This is a genomic window from Apilactobacillus quenuiae, from assembly GCF_002994005.1.
In the GTDB taxonomy this organism is placed as follows: Bacteria; Bacillota; Bacilli; order Lactobacillales; family Lactobacillaceae; genus Apilactobacillus; species Apilactobacillus quenuiae.
On the sequence record NZ_POSN01000005.1, the window covers coordinates 54,000 to 78,242 of the forward strand.

The 24,243-nt window shown below is 31.8% G+C and carries 6 protein-coding genes; 3 read left to right on the plus strand and 3 right to left on the minus strand.

Annotation, left to right across the window (positions count from 1 at the left end; all coding sequences use genetic code 11):
• Nucleotides 1-410 precede the first annotated feature (410 nt).
• A complete protein-coding gene (locus C7N44_RS07345) occupies nucleotides 411-11,048 on the minus strand; it encodes a DUF5776 domain-containing protein (RefSeq protein WP_105957270.1) in 10,638 nt (3,545 codons plus the stop codon).
• A gap of 242 nt (nucleotides 11,049-11,290) precedes the next feature.
• Between C7N44_RS07345 and rlmD the strand changes: the two genes are divergently transcribed.
• From rlmD to C7N44_RS07360, 3 genes are read left to right on the plus strand one after another with little or no spacing between them, the layout of a single operon-like run.
• Entirely contained in the window at nucleotides 11,291-12,694 is a 1,404-nt protein-coding gene (rlmD, locus tag C7N44_RS07350; protein ID WP_105957271.1) for a 23S rRNA (uracil(1939)-C(5))-methyltransferase RlmD, read from the plus strand.
• A 48-nt stretch (nucleotides 12,695-12,742) separates the two neighbouring features.
• Nucleotides 12,743-13,141, plus strand: a complete 399-nt coding sequence (locus C7N44_RS07355) for a hypothetical protein (RefSeq protein ID WP_105957272.1) — start codon at nucleotides 12,743-12,745, stop codon at nucleotides 13,139-13,141.
• 53 nt (nucleotides 13,142-13,194) lie between these two features.
• Nucleotides 13,195-13,713, plus strand: coding sequence for a YiiX/YebB-like N1pC/P60 family cysteine hydrolase (locus tag C7N44_RS07360; RefSeq protein WP_157945069.1), 519 nt, complete (start codon nucleotides 13,195-13,197; stop codon nucleotides 13,711-13,713).
• 415 nt (nucleotides 13,714-14,128) lie between these two features.
• On the opposite strand, the gene C7N44_RS07365 is transcribed toward C7N44_RS07360, so the two are convergent.
• Both C7N44_RS07365 and C7N44_RS07370 read right to left on the minus strand, forming a co-directional pair.
• Entirely contained in the window at nucleotides 14,129-14,410 is a 282-nt protein-coding gene (locus C7N44_RS07365; protein WP_191983105.1) for a hypothetical protein, read from the minus strand.
• A 124-nt stretch (nucleotides 14,411-14,534) separates the two neighbouring features.
• Entirely contained in the window at nucleotides 14,535-24,101 is a 9,567-nt protein-coding gene (locus C7N44_RS07370; RefSeq protein WP_105957274.1) for a DUF5776 domain-containing protein, read from the minus strand.
• Between the last annotated feature and the right edge of the window lie 142 nt (nucleotides 24,102-24,243).

Sequence of the window (24,243 nt, forward strand, 5' to 3'; positions counted from 1 at the left end):
CGATAAAAGTGATGATGGAATTTCCATTGTTATGTATATTCTTATCAAGCACAATAGTTATAGTTCATAATGTGAATTATGATAGTATGTATTTTAAGTTATTTTATTCATAAAAAATAGGCACAACGACGATATTGTGCCTATTTTCCAGGAGAACAAGACCCCAAACGAGAATACTAAAAAGAAAGGTTGTAAACAATAACAATACTAAACATTCAAAGTTTTGTTATCGAGTACTTCTTTATTATATAGAAATACGCAGAATATTAACTTCAAATATTCTATATATTAGTCTCAAATTTTATATGAATTAGTCATGTTTGCTTGATTATTATAACTTTCAAACATTATATTACATAAAAAAGATGCCCTATAAATTATAGGACATCTTTTATTATTCAATTAACTAACTATTTTATTCTTTCAACAATTGTCTTATTACTTGATACATACTCACCATTACCTAAATACATCCGAGTCATTTTGCCATAAGTTTCAATATATTTAACATGGAAAGTATCACCCTTCTTCAAATGTCTAATCATCGTATGATTACTAAACTTACGACTACTATAAACATATGTTCCAGTTGGTTTGATTACTCTAAATTTATTTTTAGCAGCTGGTCTACTCTTGTGGTAATAAGCATCATCAATATAACCACGATTGCTAGTAATCCAACCGCCACCAGCTAAGCGATAATATAGCTTACCCGTCTTAGTAAATCTAAAGCCAACTACTCTAAAGACATGGCTCTTATTACGTTCGACTTTCTTGTATCTAATAAGACGATCCTTATTATTAAATTTCAATACTTTATAACTATAAATCGTATTGTAATTATAAACGTAGTGTGGAATATCATGTAAACGTTTCTTGTAAGCAAGATTATAAGCATATTTATATGATGAACGATATGCTTTGTCAATCCGATTGTAATTAACAACCGTTCCATTCATCCCTGCTTGATATGCTTGCTGACCAACTTGATAAGCATAATTACCATTTAAGCGCCCTTGACGATTATGTTGTGCATCAAAAATTCCCTTTTGATAATCATGGAAGTTTTTATGCCCATCGTTATAAGCAGCATTGTTTGAAATAATAGCATTATGTTTATCATTAAATCCTTGTTCAGCTTCATCATATCCTCGATTGAAATTATTAATATATGCTGCTGATTTCCCTGTCAATGATGGTTGCCTTCCGTTAGCAAATGCATTAATTCCAGCCTTAAAGCCATCATCATTCTTTATTGGACGCTTAGATGGTGGTGTTGGCATGCTTTGATTATTATCACTTGGTGTAGATGTAGGCGTTGGTGCTGGATTAGGTGATGGAGTTGGATTTGGTTTAGCTGGTTGATTAGAATTATGATTATTCTTGGTGTTAATCCAAACGGCATAACCTGCTTGATTAGCAGCACTATCTAATTTAGCGTTATTGCTTTGCCTATCACCAGTTAAACCTGCTTGATATGCAGCACGCGCATTTTCATAAGCCTTTTGCTGGTTAAGATTATCTGGATACTTATTTGGATTATCCGGAACTCCATTAATGGCATCATTTAAGCCAGCTTTAGAAGCAGTTCCAGCTTGAATAGATTCAGAATTGCTATTATCTTGGTGGCCACTTTGACCAGCTTGGTACATTCTTTGCGCATTAATATATGCTTGGAACTGAACCAAGTTACTACGATAATTAGCTTCATGATCTGAATTATTGTTGATGGCATCTTGTAGGCCAACATAGGATGCCAATCCAGCATTATTAGCTACTTTGTTTAGCATTGCCATTTGTTGATTTTGAGCGGTATGATTGTTATTTTGACCGGCTTGGTAGGCTTGTTGGGCTTGAAGATAAGCGTGTTTCTGTAATGCATTAGTTGGTGGCGTACTTTGACCATTAATTGCATGCAAAATACCACGCCTTGCCGCTAAGCCAATTTGATCAGCATAAGACTCAACATTTCCTGTTTTAACGTTAAGATTACCATTTAATCCATAATTATATGACTGGCTTGCATTAACATACGCTTGACGGTCTAATTCTGAATATTTGCCGTCTTCGTGATTATCCTTATTGTCAACAGCATCTTTAACTCCATCATAAGCAGCCAATCCAGCATCATATGCGGTATTATTCATAGCTTTAGCAGTCGCTACACTTTGACCATCATTATTAGCAGAATTCTCACCTATCAAATATGCTTGACGTGCATTTGAATAAGCCTGTTGATCAAAGTTATCCGATGAATAACGACTAGTTTCATCAGAATTATTATCAATTAAATCCATTAATCCATTACGAGCAGCTTGGCCTGAACGATATGCATATATATTAAGCTGTCCGGCATTGGGATTATCACTATTTTCACCAGCTACATATGATTGTTGTGCATATTGATAAGCTTGATACTGTGATAAATGTTGATCTACTGGAACATTATCATTTTTGCCATTAACAATATTAAATAATCCTTGATGTGCTGCCAATCCAACATTATTAGCACTAACATTATCAGTAGTTGTAATACCGTTAATACCCAAATTATAAGCTTGTTGAATTTGCTTATAAATCATCCCTGCTGGTGAGTTAATATCTGAAGGTTGATTAATATTGTTGTTATAAATGGCATCATTCAATGCATTATTGGCCGCTTTGCCTGCATTATTCGCAACTGAATTAGTATCATCAGTTTGTTGATTCAAACCATTGTCATACGCTGTTTGCGCTTGATTATATGCTTGATATGCTAAAATATCTTGATGATCAGGTTGATTATTTTTGGAATTGTTTTCTGCAGCAATTAAACCATTATAGGCAGCTTTACCAATATTGTTAGCAATCATATCTAACTTAGCTTGATTACTATTAAAATCTCCACTAGTTCCTGCTTGATAAGCAATAATTGCATGATTATAAGCAGTGCGTTGGATAAGATTATTAACATAATTACTCAAATGATTTTGATTACCACTAATGGCATCCTTTAGTCCCACATGAGCAGCTTGTCCAGCGTCATAAGCAATCGTGTTTTCAATATTAGCATTGGAATCATAATTGTTATAAAGATTATTTTCACCAGCTTGATAAGACTGTTGCGCATGATTATATGCTTGTTGTGCAAATGAACCATCAGAATATGAACCAGCTTTTGCAGCATTCCCATAAATCATATTATTAAGACCCGCAAAAGCAGCTAAACCAGCTTGATTAGCATTTGCATTCAACGTTGCATCACTACCACTAGTAAGTCCCATTAAACCAGCTAGGTATGCTTTTCTAGTATTGTTATACGAATTACGTTCAAAAAAGTCATATATATTAACCGTATCATCTGGACGTCCATTAACACTATCGTCTAATGCTTTACGATTATAAATTCCTGCATTATTGGCAATTGAACTCAATTTCGCATTATCAGATTGATCATCACCATTAACACCAGCTTGGTATGCCAACAAAAGGTTCTGATACAACTGGTGTTTTATATTATCATTTTTATAATCAGCCGGAATGCTCAAATCACCATTCATAATACTCATTAGACCATCATAAGCAATTTTACCTAATGAATTAGCGTAGGAATTTTGTTCAGCAGTAGCAGAACTAGTATCACCATTAAAGCCAGCTGTATATGAATTATAAGCATTATTGTAAGTTTGTTTAGCTATTGTTTCAGTCGTAGAATCAGTATTATTAATATTATCAGCTTGATTGGGCACTCCCGCTAAAGCATTTGATAAGGCTTGTTTAGCATATAAACCAGCAATATTAGCAATTGAGTTAGCAGTAGCAATTGAACTGGTTGTATCACCATTAAAACCTTGTTTTGTCGAATTATAAGCAGCTTCATAATACTTATTAAACTGTCCATTTTGTGAGTAACTATTATACTTTTTGTCTGCCAAAGAATCATTTATAGCTGCTTTAACCGCAAACCCAATGTTATTAGCATATACATTTACATTATTGTTGCTACCTTTAATTCCATCTTGATAAGCTTGACGAGCATTATTATATGCCTTTTGCTGATCAGAGTTTCCCTGTGGATTAGCAGGATTCCCAGCAATTACATCAGTTAATGCTTGTTGTGCTGATTGACCAGCAGTATAAGCAGCATTATATAATTGAAAATTATTATTACTGTTATTAATCCCAAATCCAGCTTGATATGCAGTCATTGTATTTTGGGATGCAGTTTGAGCTAATTTATCTCCCGGCGCAACGTAGCTACCACCATAAATTAATTGATGTAAAACATTATAAGAAACTAAACCAGCTTGATTGGCTGTGGTATTTTTATTGCCTAAATCTTGATAATTATTACCATTAATATCTTGGCCAAGATTATTATTTTGACCGGCAATATAAGCATTTCTAGCATTTTCGTATGCGTCTTTAGTAAAAGGCTCACTTTGACTATTAGATAAATCATTGTTACCTGCAAGGGCATCTTGAAGTCCTTGATAAGAAGCTAAACCAGCTTGATTGGCAACATAGTTCTTATTTCCTAGATCTTGGTATTCATTATTATAACTATCTTTACCAGTATTATTATTTTGACCAGCAATATAAGCATGAATAGCATCGACATAAATACTTTGTAAATTAGTATTTTCCGTTGAATCATTAGAAGTCAAGTCAATATTAGTAATATTAGTTGTGGATAGATTACCATTATTTGCGTTTATCATGGCATCATAAACCACTTTACCAACACGACTAGCATAATCATTCAAACTAGTAATTTGACCTGATAATCCAGTTTTATAAGCGGTTTGAGCATTTAAATATGCCCGCGTTTCCACAACATAATTAGGATTGGAGGTATCATTTGGATAATGCCCATAAGAATTAACAATTACATCTTGAATTCCTTGATATGCAACTTGACCTAAATCATTGGATTCCTTATTAAAATTAGATATATTGCCATTTTCTCCTCTTGTACCAATATAATAGGAGGTCTTTGAACCTTGATATATATTATTAAGATTATCTGAGTATGATTTTCCTGAAAAGTAATTGTCTTTATCTAAATTATAATAAACTGAATTACCATTAACAGCATCCATCATTCCATCAAAAGCAGCTCGATTAGATCTATAGGCTTCATTATCTTGACCATTTTGAATATTTTTTTGCAAGTTTTGATAATCGTTCAGTGCGTTTTCATATGCTTGCTGCTCAGTATTTTTATATTTATTTTTGTTTATATTATTTGATATTGAATCTTGAACCCCAGCATTATATGCAAGCCCTGAAGCAAATGGTAATTGATTTTTATCAAATCCAGAATTATTATTCTGACCATCCGCATATAATATCTGAGCATTATCATATGCTTTATCATTTAAATCATTATTATTATCACTAGAATTATTAGGACGAACATAATCTTTATAATTAGATGATTCTCCATATATGATGGCATTTAATCTTTTATAGGATACTTGTCCAGCTATATAAGCAAAGTCATATAATTCATGACTCTTATTAATTTCTGCAGTATTATTCTGATCTAAATCATTTTGTCCAGCTTTGTAATACTTTTGTGAATTTGAATATGCCAGTTGTGATAAGTCATTATAATTATTGCTATTATCATAACCATTAATTGCATCATTTAAACCTTGCCTTGAAAGAAATCCTAATTGATTAGCTGCACTATTAGTATTATTATTTCTGCCTTGTTGTCCATCTACATATGCCTGCCAAGCATTATCATATGCTTGTTGTTCTAAATTTTTATATGAATCACTGTAATTATTATCATTTTTAGGATTATTATTAATCGCATCTGATAACCCAAAATAGGCAGCATTCCCAATAGCATTAGCTTCTATATTTTGTTTGGCTAATGTAGTATAAGTTTGATTCTTTTTACCCTCTTCATATGCTTGCCAAGCATTAATATAAGCTTGTTGTGACTGTGAATTATTAGAGTATCCACTAGATCCATCGGGGCTACCATTAATCTCATCATTAATTGCTTTTAATGCGGCTTGTCCGACTGCCCATGCAATATTATTTCTCATTGCATCGGCATCAGTAATTGGCTTATTAGCTAATCCAGCATTATATGCACTTTGAACATAGTCATATGCGGCTTGTGCAAATGAGTTCTTAGCATTAGCCTTTGTGTTCTGATTACCAGCAAGGGCATCATTCAAACTATCATAAGCTATAATTCCAATACTATTAGCAAAAATATTTAAATTGGCTGTAGCGCTAGTATTATCACGAGTATTTTGTCCTGTATAATAAGCCAAACGAGCATTTTCATAGGCTTTTTGTTTATTAGAATCAGTATAATAATTATTATTATCACTGGTTCCATTAATCATACTGTTTAGCCCATCTTGTGCAGCTTGTCCTACTTGACTAGCATATGTGTTTAAATTACCGGAACCATTGTTATTTACATTTCCAGATGAAATTGCACTAAATGCTAATTGTGCATTATTATATGCATTTTGTTGTAATTGGTCTTGATATTTAGATTTATTATTATTACCACTTAATGCGTCAACGGTTCCTGTATAAGCAGCTAAACCAACTTGATTAGCATATGGATTTAATCCGGCATTATTACTATTATTAATACCACTTGATCCATCATTAAATGCTGATTGCGCATTTTGATAGGCTTGTTGTTGCAATCCTGAATAGTTTTCTAAGCTATTACTATTATTGCTAATAGCATCATTTATTCCAGTTCTAGCAGCAATGCCGGTATTTAATGCCGTCTGACTTAAATCATTAGTTACAAATTGAGTAGTATTGTTTAACCCATTGCCAAATAAGCTTTGTGCTAAATTATAATAAATATTTTGATTATTAATAAAATTATATTCACTAAGATTATTTGCGTTGCTAATAACATCCTTTAATCCATCATAAAAGGCTTGACCATTTTGGTATGCGTCTAAATCAAACGTTTGTTCATTTCTGGCAGGTGCTTGATTATTCGTATCTTGGTAGCCTTGCATCATTTGTGTTCCATATTGATATGCAGGATTAAATTGGTAAGCTAAACTACTATGATCATTATTGTGATTAATTCCATTAATTAAATTTTGATAGCCAATACCATAATTAGCATCAGCATTGGAATTCTGATGATTATTTTGCATGACATCAAGTGCACCACTACCATAATCAAATCCTAAAGTATACATAGCATTATTGGCATGGCCGTTATTAGTATTGTTGTTAACTACCCGATCAGTAAAACCATTGCTTACATCATTATAGACAGCATTATAACCTTGTTGCATGGCAAAAGTATTGGCTAGATTATATGTTAACTGAGCTTGATTATAACTATCATTATTCGCTTGATAGTCATTTAATCCTTTAATATAACCATTATAAGCATCTGTATAATAAGTTTTATATAAATTATGGGGATTTCCATTACTTGTGTATGGTTCATATTTATACCAATTTTTACCATTATGGTAGTCATTAACATTGGTCTTATTATTAGAAACATTATCAATTGCATCAGCAATCGCATCATTTTCTGCATCTATATCTGATGGTTCATACGGACTCTTAACAAAGTTTTGTAATGTGGTGTTATCAATTGGATCATTCCCATATAATGGATTATTCAAAGCATCGCTAACATTAGCTGAACCATCATTATTTTTCGTTAAAGTTTGTGTTTCAATGTTATTAAAATAGTTAGCATTAACTTGAACTGTAGAATTAGGCGTACCTTTAGGTAATTCATAATAGAAAACTATTTGATCACCATTTTGCGCATTTTGTGGTATCAATATTGAATCATCATATGGAACATTTCCATATGAAAATGTTGGATTAGCACTATTTGAGCTCCCAACACTAACTACTTGATTAGGTACTGAGATATTAGAACCAGTATCATTTAGATTTGAAATGACGTTCCCATTTTGATCCAATAAAATAAACTTTCCATTCTTAAGAATGGACGGATCAATTCTTTTACCATCAATATTAATTTGCAAATTAATATTGCCATTATTGGTCGACGACAAATTATTTACTTTGAAGGTACCAGTTAACACATTCGATTTATCAGCATTTTGTTGAACTTCAATTGGGCCATTAAAGTACCCTGTAGGGTTTGCTTGCTGAAAAGTTAAAGATTGGGCGTTTGTAATGTTGTCATTAGAAGTTGTCATTCCACCATTAGCAGCATATGATATATTACCGCTGTTTGACTTGGGTACATAGATTTCATAATGCTGCGGTGAAACTCCATTTGAATTAATCGCATATGCCGTATTATAGGCATAAATAGGTTCTTGATTGATAATTCCATTATTACCAACTTGTAGATTAACATTCCCAGGACTATCTAAATAAAGGCCATTTCCACTATATAATAATGTGGGATTATTTCCACTGCCATCAGTAGTAACTTTAAAATTACCACCTTTATTTACAAAAAGAGAATAGTAATTATAAATAATGTCTCCGTTATAGCTGCTGGATGAATAAGTTCCACCATTGACTGAGTTAGTAACTCCATTTAAATCATCAGCATTAACGATTAAATTTCCACCATTCGTAATTAATCCAGCTGTATAACTATTAGGAATCCATGGTGAGGTTTGACCTCCACCAAGATAGTTAGCATTCCCGGAATTTACTGCTCCATTCATATTAATAGTAACGTTTCCACCATCAATAATGGTTTGAGCGTTAGTAATATATAGTGGCTTAGCCACATAAGAGTTCCCTTTAGCATTAATAATTACATTGGCATTCTTTTTAACAATAAAGTTTCCACTATTATTACCATTTAGGAATATTCCATCAGTAGTATCACCATAAGCTCCTGTATTAGGTTTTACTGCATTATAAAAAGGAAGTAGTTCCACATTAGCATCTTGTCCAACTACTAAATTATTTCCACCCATACCACTAATATTAGTGTCATGTCCAATTGCAAGTGAAGTTCCACCAGTAGTGCTGCCATAAAAATTAGCTCCAGATTGAATATTTAAATTCGCCGCTTCAATATTTTCTTGAGTAGAACCATTGTTAATCCCACTATTGCTCCAATAGCTACTTTCATTGGTTACATTATAGTCATTAAATGGACTACGATAGACTCCCAATGAAAATAAGTTAACATTGCCTGAAATATCTACCCATCCATTTGCAGAAGAAGTAAACTGACCACCTACATACGTTAAATTGCTTACATGTAAAGTAGCATATTGATTTTCGACCTTTGCCATTCCCCAATAATTAGCACCATAAGCAGTCGCAAAATTTTTAACTGTTAAATTGTTACTATTATGATCAGGACTTCCAGCTGGATCTAAAGAATAAGTTAATCCCTGAAAGTCAGTAACGTGATTTTGTCCATCAAAGGTTAAGTTATAGCTACTACCTGTTGGTTGTATATATACATAAGTATTATTATTTGTTGTTGCAGCATAATTTGTGGGTTGAAAATCAATATCATTCATAAATCTAATATCTTTGATACTATTATTAGATTGAATTGTTACACCTTGAGCTGGTAATGATTGCGATTGCGTACTATTTTTTTGATTCTGGGTATCAATTGAGTTATTAATTTGAATTGCATTAGTTACAAATGCAGTCCCATTTTTAACCTTTGTTATGACATCATTGAATCCTAATTGATAATCGTCAGAAGACGCAGTTATACTCATTTTAGGTGCAAATGTTGATGGACTATTAACATTATAATTAAAAGTGTCATCTGCCTTAAACTGTTGGCTAATTGCATCTTTAGCCCCTAAATATGATTGATCATAAGCATTATCCGAATTTTCAGATGGCCTATAAACATCGACACTATTAGGATCAGCACTCCATCTACCAGTTTCTGCATCATATGTTCCCTGTTCTTTTAGGAAGTAATTAACTCCCCAATTATAGGAATCCATATCTATTGGTGCTTGCACACCTGAATTAACAAAAACTTTATCACTGCTTGGACTGACAACATTGGCATTTTGAGTTTTAGCCAATGGATCATTAACAGCTTGAACATTTTGCGTAGGGTCAGTAATACTATGTTTTTGACTATTTAAATTAGGGTCAACACTTTTAGGATCATTGGGATTGCTAGCGTTATTACCATTGTAGCTTTTGACTGATTGTGTTCCTAAAGAGCCATTTAGACTATTATAAGTTTTCCAGGCATCTTGAACCCCTTGATAACCACTTTGATAGTAGCGATTATAAGCATTAACATCTTGATTAACCGGTTGCTTAGCATCCAAATGAATTGCATTCCATGCCGCAACGGCCCCGTTAATGGCGGCTTGTTTTTCTTCATCATCTAATGCATTCGAGGTGCTGGCCGTCAATTGTTGAGAAAAAACTGATGCTAAAGATTTTTCATCCAAATCTTTTAGCATCCCATCAGATATATGAAAATTAGGTGCTTGCTCTGTTGTAGGAGTACCTGAACTTGGTATCCTTAATGAACCATGTTGTTCTTCATTATTTGCTGCAGAATTATGGACACTTGAAGCACTAACTGCTGCCTTAGATTCCGGTGAACCGTTGGCTGGAGCTTGTGATGATCCACTATTTGCTGCAGAACTATGACTACCTTGCGTACTAGCTGATCCTTGCGAACCACTATCACTGGCTGCTGAGTCATGCCCACTGGTTACATTAGATGCTTTCGGTTCACTATTAACATGTCCATTATTATTGGATACATTTTGTACATTATGATCATCAGCTATTTTAGCTGGTTGTTCATCCTCATGATTATTAGAATCATTGGAAGTTGATGGCAAACTTTTACCATTATTATTGTTATTAGTGGTATTACTTATTACTTGATTACCATCATGTTTTAAATTATCATTATTAGTTATCGTTTCTTGATTAGTATTTACAGTATCAGCTTCAGCATTAGGTGAATTATAAATCGTAATCCCCGCTGCTCCTAAAGCTGCAAACATGGATACTGAAATTGTAATCCATTGTTTTTTGACCTTATGTAAAACTTTTTTATCATTTATTTTATTAAACTCGTTCTTATTATACATAGCTTAACAACTCCTTCAAAAGCAGAATCACTATATTAAAAAATTATAGTTGTATAATAATTTCATTAGCGCAATCCTATAATACTCATAAAATTGCATTAACAATTAATGATAAAATATTTTATCAATTAATAAAAGCGTTACGAACTAAAAACTAAAATTAAAAGAATTTTTTATTTTAATTTTTTAGAATGATATAATCTAGTAGACTATTAATAAATGGATTTAGAAAAGGACTTTTTATGAAATATAATAAAAAAAATAATCGTCATAAGTTTGACGATGTTAGTGTTGAAATTGGTCAGCAATTTAAAATGACCATTAAAAGGATGGGCATTAACGGTGAAGGAATTGGTTTTTATGAACATAAACTAGTTTTCGTCACCGATGCTTTTCCTGGTGAAAAAGTCGTGGCTGAAGTAACCGAAGTATATCCTAACTATATCAAGGCTAAAGCCGTTAAGTGGAATAAAGAATCACCAGATCGTGTGCAACCACGTGATAGTTATGCTGGTGAAGTTGGTGGTTTTGAGTTAGAAAACCTATCATACCCGGCCCAGCTACGTTTCAAACGTGATTTAATTCGCCAAGCATTAGAAAAGTTCCAGCCTATTGGTTATAAGGGATATAAAATCCATGCAACGATGGGGATGGAAGATCCTTACGAATACCGAAATAAAGCACAATTCCCAATCCGTGAAAAAGATGGAAAAGTTGTAGCTGGACTATTTAAAGCTGGCACCCATGAAGTCGTTGACTTAGAAACTTGTGCCGTGCAATATCCTGAAACTATGACTGTTATGCGTAAAGTTGTATCATTTATCCAAGAATTAGGGATTCCTCCTTTTAATGAATCTAATCATTCGGGAATTATTAAAACTGTAGTTGTTAGAGCTGCTTTAAATACTGAAGATGTACAAGTAACCTTTGTTACTAACACTCCTAAGTTTGTAAAAAAAGGATTTATGTTAAAGAAAATTGCTGAAGAACTTCCTCAAGTAACTTCAGTTATGCAAAATATCAACCCTGGTGACACTTCACTAATTTGGGGAGATAAAACTATTAATCTAGCTGGTAAAGATTACATTGTGGAAAGAATTAAGGGGCTTAAATTTGAATTGTCAGCTCGAGCTTTCTTACAATTAAATTCAATTATGATGCCCAGATTATATGAAGTTGCAATCTCAGCACTAGAACTAACTGGTAATGAAAAAATTGTAGATGCTTATTCTGGTGTAGGGACCATTGGTTTACCACTAGCTAAGCATGCCGAAGAAGTGCGTGGGATGGACACCATTGCTGAAGCAGTTGATGATGCTAATCATAATGCGATTATTAATAAAATTCGCAATGCGCACTATGAAGTTGGTAAAGCTGAAGACTTGCTACCAGAATGGTTGGCTGAAGGGTTTAAACCGGATGCAATCATTGTTGATCCACCTCGTACTGGTTTAGATGATAAATTAATCAAGGCCATTCTAAAAAGTGCACCTGATAAATTTGTTTATGTATCATGTAACCCTTCAACATTAGCAGCCGATTTGGTACCATTAACCAGAAAATACAAAATTGACTTCATTCAACCTATTGATATGATGCCACAAACTCCTCGTTGTGAAGCAGTCGTTAAATTTACTAAAAAGTAAATTAATGTTAATGTAGTTTTATTATTATCAAAAGGAAGTAGGTATAACATGCAAAATCCATTTGGAAACGGAATGATTCCCCTACCTTCTAATATTATCGTTTTAAAAAAAGGTAACTCCCAAAATGTAAGAATTGGAAAAATAGGTTTTTCAATTTCTGCTTTGTTATTTCATTGGTTGCCATCAATTTTAAGATCAGATATGTACAATTTTTTATGTATCTTAGGTGTTGATGCGATTTTATGGATGGCAGTTAATATGTTCTTACGTTTAGTGTTAGGCATTGATCCTAGTTCAACTTTTACTTTTGCCTACATTATAGGAAGTATCATATGGGGATTAATTTATAATCGAATGTATATTGTCCATTTATTAAAAAATGGATATAGTCCAGCTGATAAACGCTCAGAAAAATTATTAAATAAAGCTGGATATCTTAAAAAATAAATTTAAAGTCACACATAATATTTGTGTGACTTTTTTTGTAGGGAGTTCTTATATTGAAAAATGGTGATTTATTATTTGTTAGATCTAGACAAAATCAATTTGAAAAAATGATTGCTAACAGTACTAGTCAAAAATATAATTACGTACATGTAGGAATATACATAGATGGAAATGTTATTCATGCAACATCAAAATATGGATGTATTAAACAGTCCTTAAATAAATTTATTCAAACACAAGCTGCCTCCATTGATAATTTTCGTGTTATTGATAATCAAATTGATTTTCAGCTAATCAAAAATAATGCCAATCAAATGATTGGACTGCCTTATAATCATTCATTTTTGCAAACCAGTAGTGGCTTATATTGTTCAGAATTAATCACGGAAGTGTTTAAGGATTATCATATTTTTCATTTAGCTAAGTTACAGTTTGGTAATGAAAAACAAATTGCATATTGGAAAAGATATTACCATAAATTAGATATGAAATTACCAGTCAATGAATTAGGTAGTAGTCCAAATTCATTAATTGATAGTGCTAAGCTAAACTTTATTAAAAAAATAAATTAATCATTAATATATAGCTTTAATAGGTATTTAATTAAACACATAACTACTAATTTTTTAGAAGAATTTATAGTCTTAATTTCATTAAATATATATGGAAAGCACTGTGGTTAATTATTATTCTAAATAAGAATATGTTTTTTAATAAACGTAATAAATACGAAGGAGCAGCTTAAATTGATTAAAATAATATTGATCTTTATCATGAGCATCTTATTGCTAATATCTATAGCAATAAATGCCAGTCAAAGCGTCAAGTTAAGAACTTTAACGCAACAAGTTAAAACCATTAAAATGCAACAAAATGAAACAAAGAAATATTTGCAAAGCATTTGTTCAAGTAATAATTAGTTATATTAATACTAAAAAAGAAGCTGTGTATCAAATTAGTTTTTGATAAACGGCTTCTTTTCATAATTTAGTCAGCATCAGTAGTGTTAACTGTACTATGTCTTGCGATATCCACTTTAATTTCAGCGCCGGAATTCTTAGGTTCCATATCTTCATCATAACTGAAGTCAGCTTCTTTAAAGTATTTTTTCATTTCATTATTGATTGTACTCAATTCACGTGTATCTTCTTTTTGACGTGTGATTAGCAAAGTGTATTCTTTGTTGTCCTCATCAGCATTTTCAAAATCATAAACTACATCAACTGTATTTAAAATTTCTTGAATTAATTGACGTTCTGTCATTTCCATAATTCTATTACCTCTTTATTGCTAATTGTTAATACAATTATAGTGTAGTTCTTATTATTACAAATGTAAAATTATATGCAAAAAGTGGAATGTTAGTTAAACTAACATTCCACTTTTATTTAGACTAATTAATTACTTTTACACATGTCTTGTTACTAGTAATATAATTACCATTTTCTAATTTGAATCTAGTTATATGACCTAGCTTAACCACTTTCTCAATACTTATTTTTTCGCCATACTGGATATTTCTAACTACGTTTGCATCACTAAAATTCTTATTACTATGCATCCTGATTCCAGTATCACGAATTACCTTAACTGTGTTAATTGAATTATCACGATAGTAAACTTCATTAATCTTTCTAGTAACAATGAAAGTCCGATCACTCAAACGACATATGGTATTGCCATTGGGTTTTCTAATGATACCAGTTATTTTAAAAGTTTTAGCCTTATTTCTAGGTCCCGCTTTATAATACTTAAGCAAATTTTTATGGTTAAAATTATAACTACGGTATTTAAACATTCTACTAGTTGAATATACATACATAGGAAAGTTTAACCGTTCTTTTTTATATGCAGCTCGATATTCCTTGGCATAAGCGGAACTTTTGCCATGTAAACTATTAGCAAAACCTCCTTCACCAGCTAATTTACCAGCTATGATGCCATCATATTGCTGTTTACCGATTCTATAACCTTTCATATATGCATATTTATAAGCTTTAGATTTACCTAGTAATAAATCATTTATTTGATATTTTGAAATATCATCAAACCCCAGTTTATGGCCTGCTTGATAAGCATTATAACCATAATCATAGTTATAATCATGACTTCTTTTAGCTCTATGATGTTCAACATCATTTACACCATCTAAATAATTCTTTCCAGCTCGATGTCCTAAATGATATTCTTCATCATTATTTTTATTATCAAAAGCATGATAAACTGTATCATAAAAACCTTTTTGAGCACTATCATATGATGCTTGATAAGCATTTATAAAATTACTATCTTTATCCTTAAAAATAGTCTGATTTAAAGACATCCCAGCTTGATAATTAATCTTAATATCAAGCGGTGTTGGCGTTTCATTTACTGAAATATCTTGTTGGCCATTAATATAACCAGCATCATATCCATTAACATAAATTAGATTATTGGAGATTGGGTATTTAGTGTGAACTTGATTTTCAATCCCATTAAGTCCATCTTGATAACCTTTGTAACCACCATAATAACCTAATTTATATGCATTTCTTTGATAGGTTTTTAGTGCAATGCCAGTAGTATTATTAACTGGAAAATCTGCAGATGGTTTATTTTGTTTATGCTTATATGCATCATATGCTCCGAGCATTCCGTATTGAGCAATATCATAACCATACTTATAAGATTGATTATTATTTACTGTTGTCCTAATATTACTGGAATCGACATTTTGTTTAGAGACATTCTGTTTTAACAAACCATCTTTAATCGATTGATTGTATCCAGCTATAATATTTGAATATGCATCTAAATAAGCATTCTTAGCTAATGATTGATATTTTCTAGATAAATCAGGATTATTAGTAAGCTTTAATTGGCCGTGATTCATATCAATATTACTTATAAAGTCATCAACTGCCGTTGATATAGCTAAACTAGCAGCTTGTGTTGCCATTATATATGCTGATTTTGCAAAATTATTTATCCCAACTCGACCATTGGTAGCTGCAGAAACTGCCATTGATTCATTAGATTCATTGCCATACTCATAATCATAAATTGCTTGTGAAGCTGCCTTTTCAGCAGCTTGATAAGCATTATTCCATGCTGCATATTGAGCACCATTATCTTTTTCAACATATGGATTATTACTATCATCGGCATCAAATGCGGCTGCTCCACTAATGGCTGCTTTACTAGTATTATCATATACTGCAACATATGCACCGGCTTGTACACTATTATAATCACGTGGAATCGCCAATTTACCTGCTTTATTTACTACACCATTATTATATGCATTTGCTCCAGCCATTGCTGCCATATAAGCATTTTGGAAAATCTGATAGTCTACTCCATTTGGATCATTACTAAACGGATTGGTATTATCATTAGGATTTATAGTATAGGCTTTGACTCCCTCATTATTAGCAGCATCAATATTAGCATTAATATTTGTGTAAATTTTAGCTTGTAAAGCATTATATCCATTGGGAACACTTGGCCTTCCATTTGCATCATACTTTATTTCACCATTGTTATAATCATTAATTCCTTTAATAACAGCTCCATAAGCATTCTGCCAAATTTGATATTGAATTCCATTAGGATTACTTGCATATGGATTTACTTGATTACCTGAATTGTTCATATATTTATTAACACTATCATTAGATACTTTAGATAATTGATTATAAATTTTCACATATGCATCGACTTGAACTTTATTATAGTTACTTGGTGCTCGTAAATTACCATTTAAATAATTATCACTTTGATCATTATAATCATTTAAAGCTTGTCTAGCTGCATCATAGGTTTGTTGCCAACTTTGTTTTTGAATTAGATTTGTATATGGATTTACTTGATTTTTAAAATCATAAATATAATTATTCAATCCATTTAATGAAGCTTGAGATATTTCATCATAAGTTTGTCTGTAAAGATTAACTTGTGCATCATTGTAATCACTAGGGGCCTGTAATTTACCGTTTAAATAACTCGCCGTCTGATTATTAAAAGTATTAATTGCCGTATCAATCACATTAGATGCTGTGGCATAATTTCTATTATATGCAGCAATTTGTGCAGCATTATAACCATAGCCATTAACTGCATCTTGATGGATATTTTTGATCCTATCATCAAAACCTTTAAATGTTGCATCATGCAATTGTTGCCAAATTTGATATTGTACACCTGATTGATCATTTTCATATGGATTATTAAGATTCTCAGGATTTTTTAGATAATTATGCTCACTATCAGATGCTGCTTCAATTACCTTATTATAGGTTTGAACATATGCACCAGCTTGTGCATTATTATAAGTCTTAGGTGTTTGTAATTTACCATCAGAAGAATAACTAGCAATCTGATCATCATAGTCATTTAACGCTTGTTTAGCAGCATCATATGCTTGTTGCCATACAATATATTGATTACCATTTATATTATTTATATATGGATTAACAGAATGAATATCTTTTAAATAGGCATTCATCCCATCAGCATTGATATTAATGAAATTGTGATATACGTTATCATAAACTTTATATTGATCATTATCGTAATTTACTTCATTTTGATGTAATTCATAGTTGTCTTTAAAAGCATTCAAAGCCGTGTTAGCTATATTCCGAGCATTACCATAAGCACCATTATAGGCATTTACATCTTGTTGACTACTAGAAATATCATTATCAGATGGTTTCATTAAACTATCATAAATAGATTTGATACCAGCACTAGCACCTGAATTGGCAAAATTATATACATTTTGATAAACAGGTAAGTATTTATTGTCGACATTTATACCATTATTATAAGCCGTACTTATCCCATCACTAGTTGCGGCATATGCCATACTATATGCATTATCCGCAATTGTTTTTAGATTGAAATTAGCATATGAAATAAATCTTTCCTGATTTCCACGTGCATAATTAACATCATAGATGGCTTGCGAAGTTGCACTAGAAACAGCATTATAAGCATTATTCCAATCTTGCCAATTTTTAGGCTGAATATTCTCATTATAGTTATTATCACTAATGCTTTTTTCATTATTATATGCAGAGACTGCTTTATCAATCACTTGAGTTTCACTTGCCCTTGCATCATCAAAAGCCATGCGATAAATTCTTATCTGTGCTTGATTGTAGGTAGAAGGATATGAATACTGTTTACTAAGAATATTTCCATCAAAAGCCCCTAATTTATGTGCATCATACGCATTACTATAGGTAGTTTTAGCTAAACTATTCAATCTAGCATTAGTCTCTGTCAAGTTATCATTGTAACTATTTTGATTAAAGTCTTTAATGGCTTTATGTTCAGCATTTTTTAATATACTGCTAGTAGTATCAAAAGCACTTTGCTCAGCTGAATTAGCATATGAAGCAATCCCACTATTTTGATCATCGACATATCTTCTGATTGCTTCACTATCGGCACCAGAAACGTTGGTATATGCTTCAGTGTATGCTTTTTGATAAGCGGCGCTTGCATTACTATCACTCAAGCTACTATTACCGTCAGTGTTAAATGCATCGATACCTTCACTAATAGCATTATATTCAGCATCATAATTATTTTTATCAATGCCTAAATAGGTATCACTTTTGCTGTTTATTAAGCCATAAGCATCACTAGCACCCGTACTAGTAACATTGTATGCATTATTATAAGCAGAACTAGTAATATTTCTTAAGGTTGTCTCATGATAATCAATTTTGTTTACAAATTGATCTACTCGATTACTTAAATGATCATTAAAATCACTAATTCCTTCGTTATTTGCGGATTTAGCTGTGCTATATCCAGTAAGCCACCCCTTATAAGCGTTTCCTTTTTGATAATTAATGAAAGGATTGGCATTCATACCCATCACTGCAATATAAGCCTGATTTCCTTCAGTAAGAGCGTGCTCAGCAATAGGATGGGCATGATCAAAAGCTTGCCCATATTCATACTTTTGCACTTGCGTATATCCATCTAAATTAGTTCTTTTAATATCATAATTTTGATTATAAACATCATCTGTTGCCAAAGTGATGGCTTTAAGTGTTTCGTTGTAAGCAGTATTAGCAATCTGATCAATCCCATTGCCTGCTAACTTTAAGGCTGCAGATCCATTGTTTTTATCAAAGGCAGTTACTGCGTCTATTGCTGCTTGCGAAGCTACTTCATAACCTTGTTTCCATTGTTGATATTGAATACTTAGTATACCTCTATTTGCATAGCTATTATCATTTTCAGTATTTCTTTGATTGTAGGCATTGAATCCATTCTTAGCTGCATCGTTCACTTCATTATATACATCTTCATATAATTGTGCTTGAATTGCATTATAATTAGCATTTGCTGGTGCTACTACTTCACCATTAGCATCTTTATTTACTTTATTTCCAGCATTAAAATCATCATTGGCACTTTGAGCTGCTGAATAAACATTATTATAAATTGATATTGCAGATGACTTAAAACTATTTTGAATTGAAAAATCATGTTTTATATCATTTTCACCATTAATCTGAGATATTCCATCATTAAAATTATTAGATGCCAAACTAGATAATGATTTTGTGGAATTATAAGCATTCTCATATACGCTTGCAGCGGCTGATCTAGTCCCATCTAAATAACTACTTACTGTATTTTGAGCAGCACTAGTCAAATCACTAGAATTTAAAGTAATGGTAGAACTATTTGCTTTACCAATTCCTAAAATGGCAGCTGAAGATAATGCATTGTTGGCTTGATTCCAAGCTTGATATTGAATATTATTGCTACCTAAATCCGTATAAGGATTAGTAGGTGCACTATTGTAGTGTTCAACATTATTTGCAACCGCACTTGAAATAGTTGAATATGCCGTAGAATATGCTGATGACTGAGCAGCATTGCTAAAACTATTAGTAGATCTATTTTGATAATAATCATTTACCGCAGAACTGGCTTCATTGTGAGCATTATGCCAAGCATCATATTCAAAATTTACATTTGAATATGGATTAACATTATCATTAGGATTATTTATATATGAAAGTTCACCTTGTTGTGAAGCATTCATAGCATTATAGTAAGCATTTACATAAGCACTAACAATTGCAGATTGAATATTAGAAGAGTATTGATGTGCATAATTATTAGCATTGTTATTAACTGATGAAAAATCTAGCTTAGGACTGTTTTTATATAAGTTATAACCATTAATTGCTATATTAGGACTATTTAATACTCCTGCTTGATATGCTTCTTTTGGCGATACAATTGCATTATCACCATTATATCCTGACCAATAGGCATGCTGAGCGTCTATATATAATTGTTGATTGGATTTATCTGAATAATTCAAATCAATATTTCGATTATTATTTTGATTTTCAGAGTATTTAATTCCATCGTTAATGGCTTTGCCACTACTGTATCCAGCCATATAAACATTATCATCTGGACTTTGTGGATTAATACTGTTTTGTGCATCAGCATAGCCATTATCATAATCGTTAACATCATTATTATGGAACACATCTTGCTTGATAATTGAATCATTACTCGATGGTGTAGATGAAGGTGCTGATAAAAGTGGATTCTTAAATGAATGAAGCACATAATAATAATAAGTACCCGGTTCGATTATCATTTGTTGCTCTTGAATTGAAGTGGAATAATATGCATCCACTATAATACGATTATTAGGTAGAGATGGTAAATCGTAGTTAAATGAAATAACTTGATTATCATGTGGATTGTCTACATGGATTGGAACAACAACTTCTGTATTATCATCAATTTTATAATGCATATTGATATTGTCATACTTTTGACTTAACGTACCTGTATTAGCCAAAACCAATTTACCTGAAATCTTATATGCACTAGGAGAAGTTGAAGAACGCTCTAGTGAAATATTACCGTCAAAATTAGCAGATGGTGCTGCATTGATAGCAATATATCTTGCACCACTTATGTCATTGTCATTATAGCTATTGCCTTTATCATCTTGCCAAGTAATGTTGTTGTTATGAATAACAACTCCGTATCTAGAATAACTAGATTGATTACCGCTACCATTGTTATAAATATAAGAAACTGAATAAGCTTTTAATGAAACATTATCACCTAACAAAGTTCCATTACCATTACTATCTAGTATTACTTCTCCTGGATCAATCATGTTTGCAATTGTGGTATTTGAATTAGCTGATAGTAAAGTAGCGCCACCATTTCCACCTTTGGTTTGAATAAGTAAGTTTCCCTTATTATTAACATTTAAATTAGGACAATATACTAAGGTAGCACCATTATTAAACGAACCAATTCCATTAGAGGTAACCTTTACCCAAGCATTATTGTTAATTGTAATGCCACTTTGTGGTTGATTATCAATTAAAATAACGGATTTATTGTTTGCCAATGTTCCACTAGTATTAACTAAAAAGTATCCAATATGTTGCTGGTCAGGAGATGTTACGTTAATAGAGCCATTAGCATAAACAGAAACAATATTATTAGTCATTCCATACTGTGCATTAATGTCAATGGTTCCCCCATTAACATGCAAATTTCCACCTTGTAGCTGCAAAGCACTAAATCTGGTTTGTCCATTATTGCTGCTAAGCGGGGTAATATTTAGTTTGGCATCTGAATCAACTCTTAAATCGGTTCCATTAACCATAAATACTGTACTTTGTGGATTATGATAGTTTTGATCAGAAATTGGTTTTAAATTCATATTAGATCCAGATTGTAACCAAATACCACCAGATGCACTACTAGTATTAGATTGTGAATATGCAAAATTAAAAATACTAGCAACGTTTTGAGTAAAATTATTATAAGTGGCATCTCTAGTTACTATAAAATTAACAGTTTGACCGTTTTGAACCTGAACACTCTCTTGTTCTGCATAATTCATTGTGTTCCATGGACTGATATATCCATTATTAGTACTAATATTAACTGTTCCTGAATCAATTACTACGTTGACTTTATTTTGTGCAGTAAAGTAGATAAATTGCGCACCTAAATAATTTAAATTTTTAAAATGAATGGACCCTGGATTATCACCATATGAACCATTCATTTGAAACGGCCCATAGTTAGCATTATAAATAGTATGAAAGTTTTGAACATTAACTGTAGTACCAGTGCCGTTAAAGCCATAAGAAGTATATTGAAAATCTGCAATATGATTTTGACCATCAATGGTGATTGACCCATTAACATTATTCAACACATCAACATTTTGATTTGTATTATGATTATTGGGTGTATTGAAGTTAATATCTTGGGTAAAAACTACCTTTTTTACATTATTATTCCAATTAGTTTGGCCAATATTATAGCCTTGGGTGAATCCTAACGCTGTTTCAAATTCACTTTCACTATTAACAAAAGCCTTGCCATTAATGGACTGGTTAACAACATCATTATAACCAATATTATAATATTGAATATGACTAGAATTATTTTGCTTATAATTATTTGCATTTAATTTTACATATTTTTGTGAAAACTCTGGTCCTGAAAATTGTGATTTCATAGCATCTTGCACACCTAAATAAGCCTGATCATATGCATTTCCATTCATATTTGGTGTGTATGAATTATCGTTTCCATCATTAGTCACAACATTCCATTTCCCAGATTCGGCATCTTTAATTCCTTGATTAGTTAGGAAATAGTTATATCCGTAAACATTATTCGAAGAAGATGTAGCAAGTAATCCCAATGAACCATTTGACAAATTTTTACCAGAAAAAGCAGGTTCTGAACTTTCGTCATGAATCATTGCACCATTAGGATCAGTTTGAGCAACCCCATTAATTGCATTTGAATAGTCCTTATAAGCTTCAAAAACTCCATTAAAGGCATCTTGATAATTTATATTTGATTTATCTGGACTAAAATTTGAATAGCTGGTTGATTGAATACTACCTGTACTGCCTGTTGATGCTGCTTGACCAATAGTACTAGCGTTGTTAGAATTGGCTGCTGCCAATGAAGATTGAATTTTTTTCCATGCGTCATCTGCACCCATAAATTTAAGGACATTAGGGTCTTCCAAATAACTATTAATCTCATTTAATGAATTATTTGTAGCAGTGTTATCGGCAATGTTATTAATACTATTAGATGAATCACTAATATTTTGTGCATAAGAAGAAACTGAAACAAGATTGTTCTGTGCTGATTTTAACTGGTTATTATCATAAGAGTATTTAATCGTATGATCAAAGTCATATGGAGTAGTTCCAGCATTCGGATCACTCATTGATTTATAATTATTTTCAACTGCATCTTTAGCATTACTTAATGAATTATTATTGCTATAAATCTTTGATTGATATGAAGTAGCCGAACTATAAGCATTCGAAATGTTGCTATAGTCATTACCAATATTAGCGTTATATCCACTACCGTAAGCACTTATGGAATTGTTAATATAGTTAGCATAGCTAGCATTATGGTATGCATCACTTAAACTGTTAAGATGATTATTAGCGCTTTTTACAGTTTGATTTGCATTTGAGCTAATTGAATTAGCAGATTGAACTTTGTCATATCCACTACTCTGTGTTTTGGCATCATTGTCAGCATTAGAACTTGCAACAACAGCCGAACTAGTAATGGCATTGCTACTAGTAGCATTATTAATGGTGTTAGCATTACTGTTAACAGTGTTATTATCCAGATTTGCTTGACTATTATTGCCTAATTTTTTTGCAATATTATAAGTATTATCCGTATCATTATTTGTTTCATTCCAATTTTGCTTTGAATTGTTATTACTAGCAGCATGGGCATTAATCGTATGCCCCAATAAATCCGATGCTTCATACATAGAGACTGCCATTGCACTACCCAAAGCAAAGACTGAAATTGATACAGTTACCCATTGCTTTTTGACTTTTCTTAATATCTTTTTATCGTTACTTTTGTGGACTCTTAATTTGTTGTATATCATAGTATTCACCTTCAAATATACATAGAAGTATTAATCATATTTTATAAAAGAATATCATCATTTAATTAAAAATAAAAACTATTTGTTTTAATAACAAAAACCTTATAATAATCAAAAAAAGAGATTCCCAAATAAATGGGAA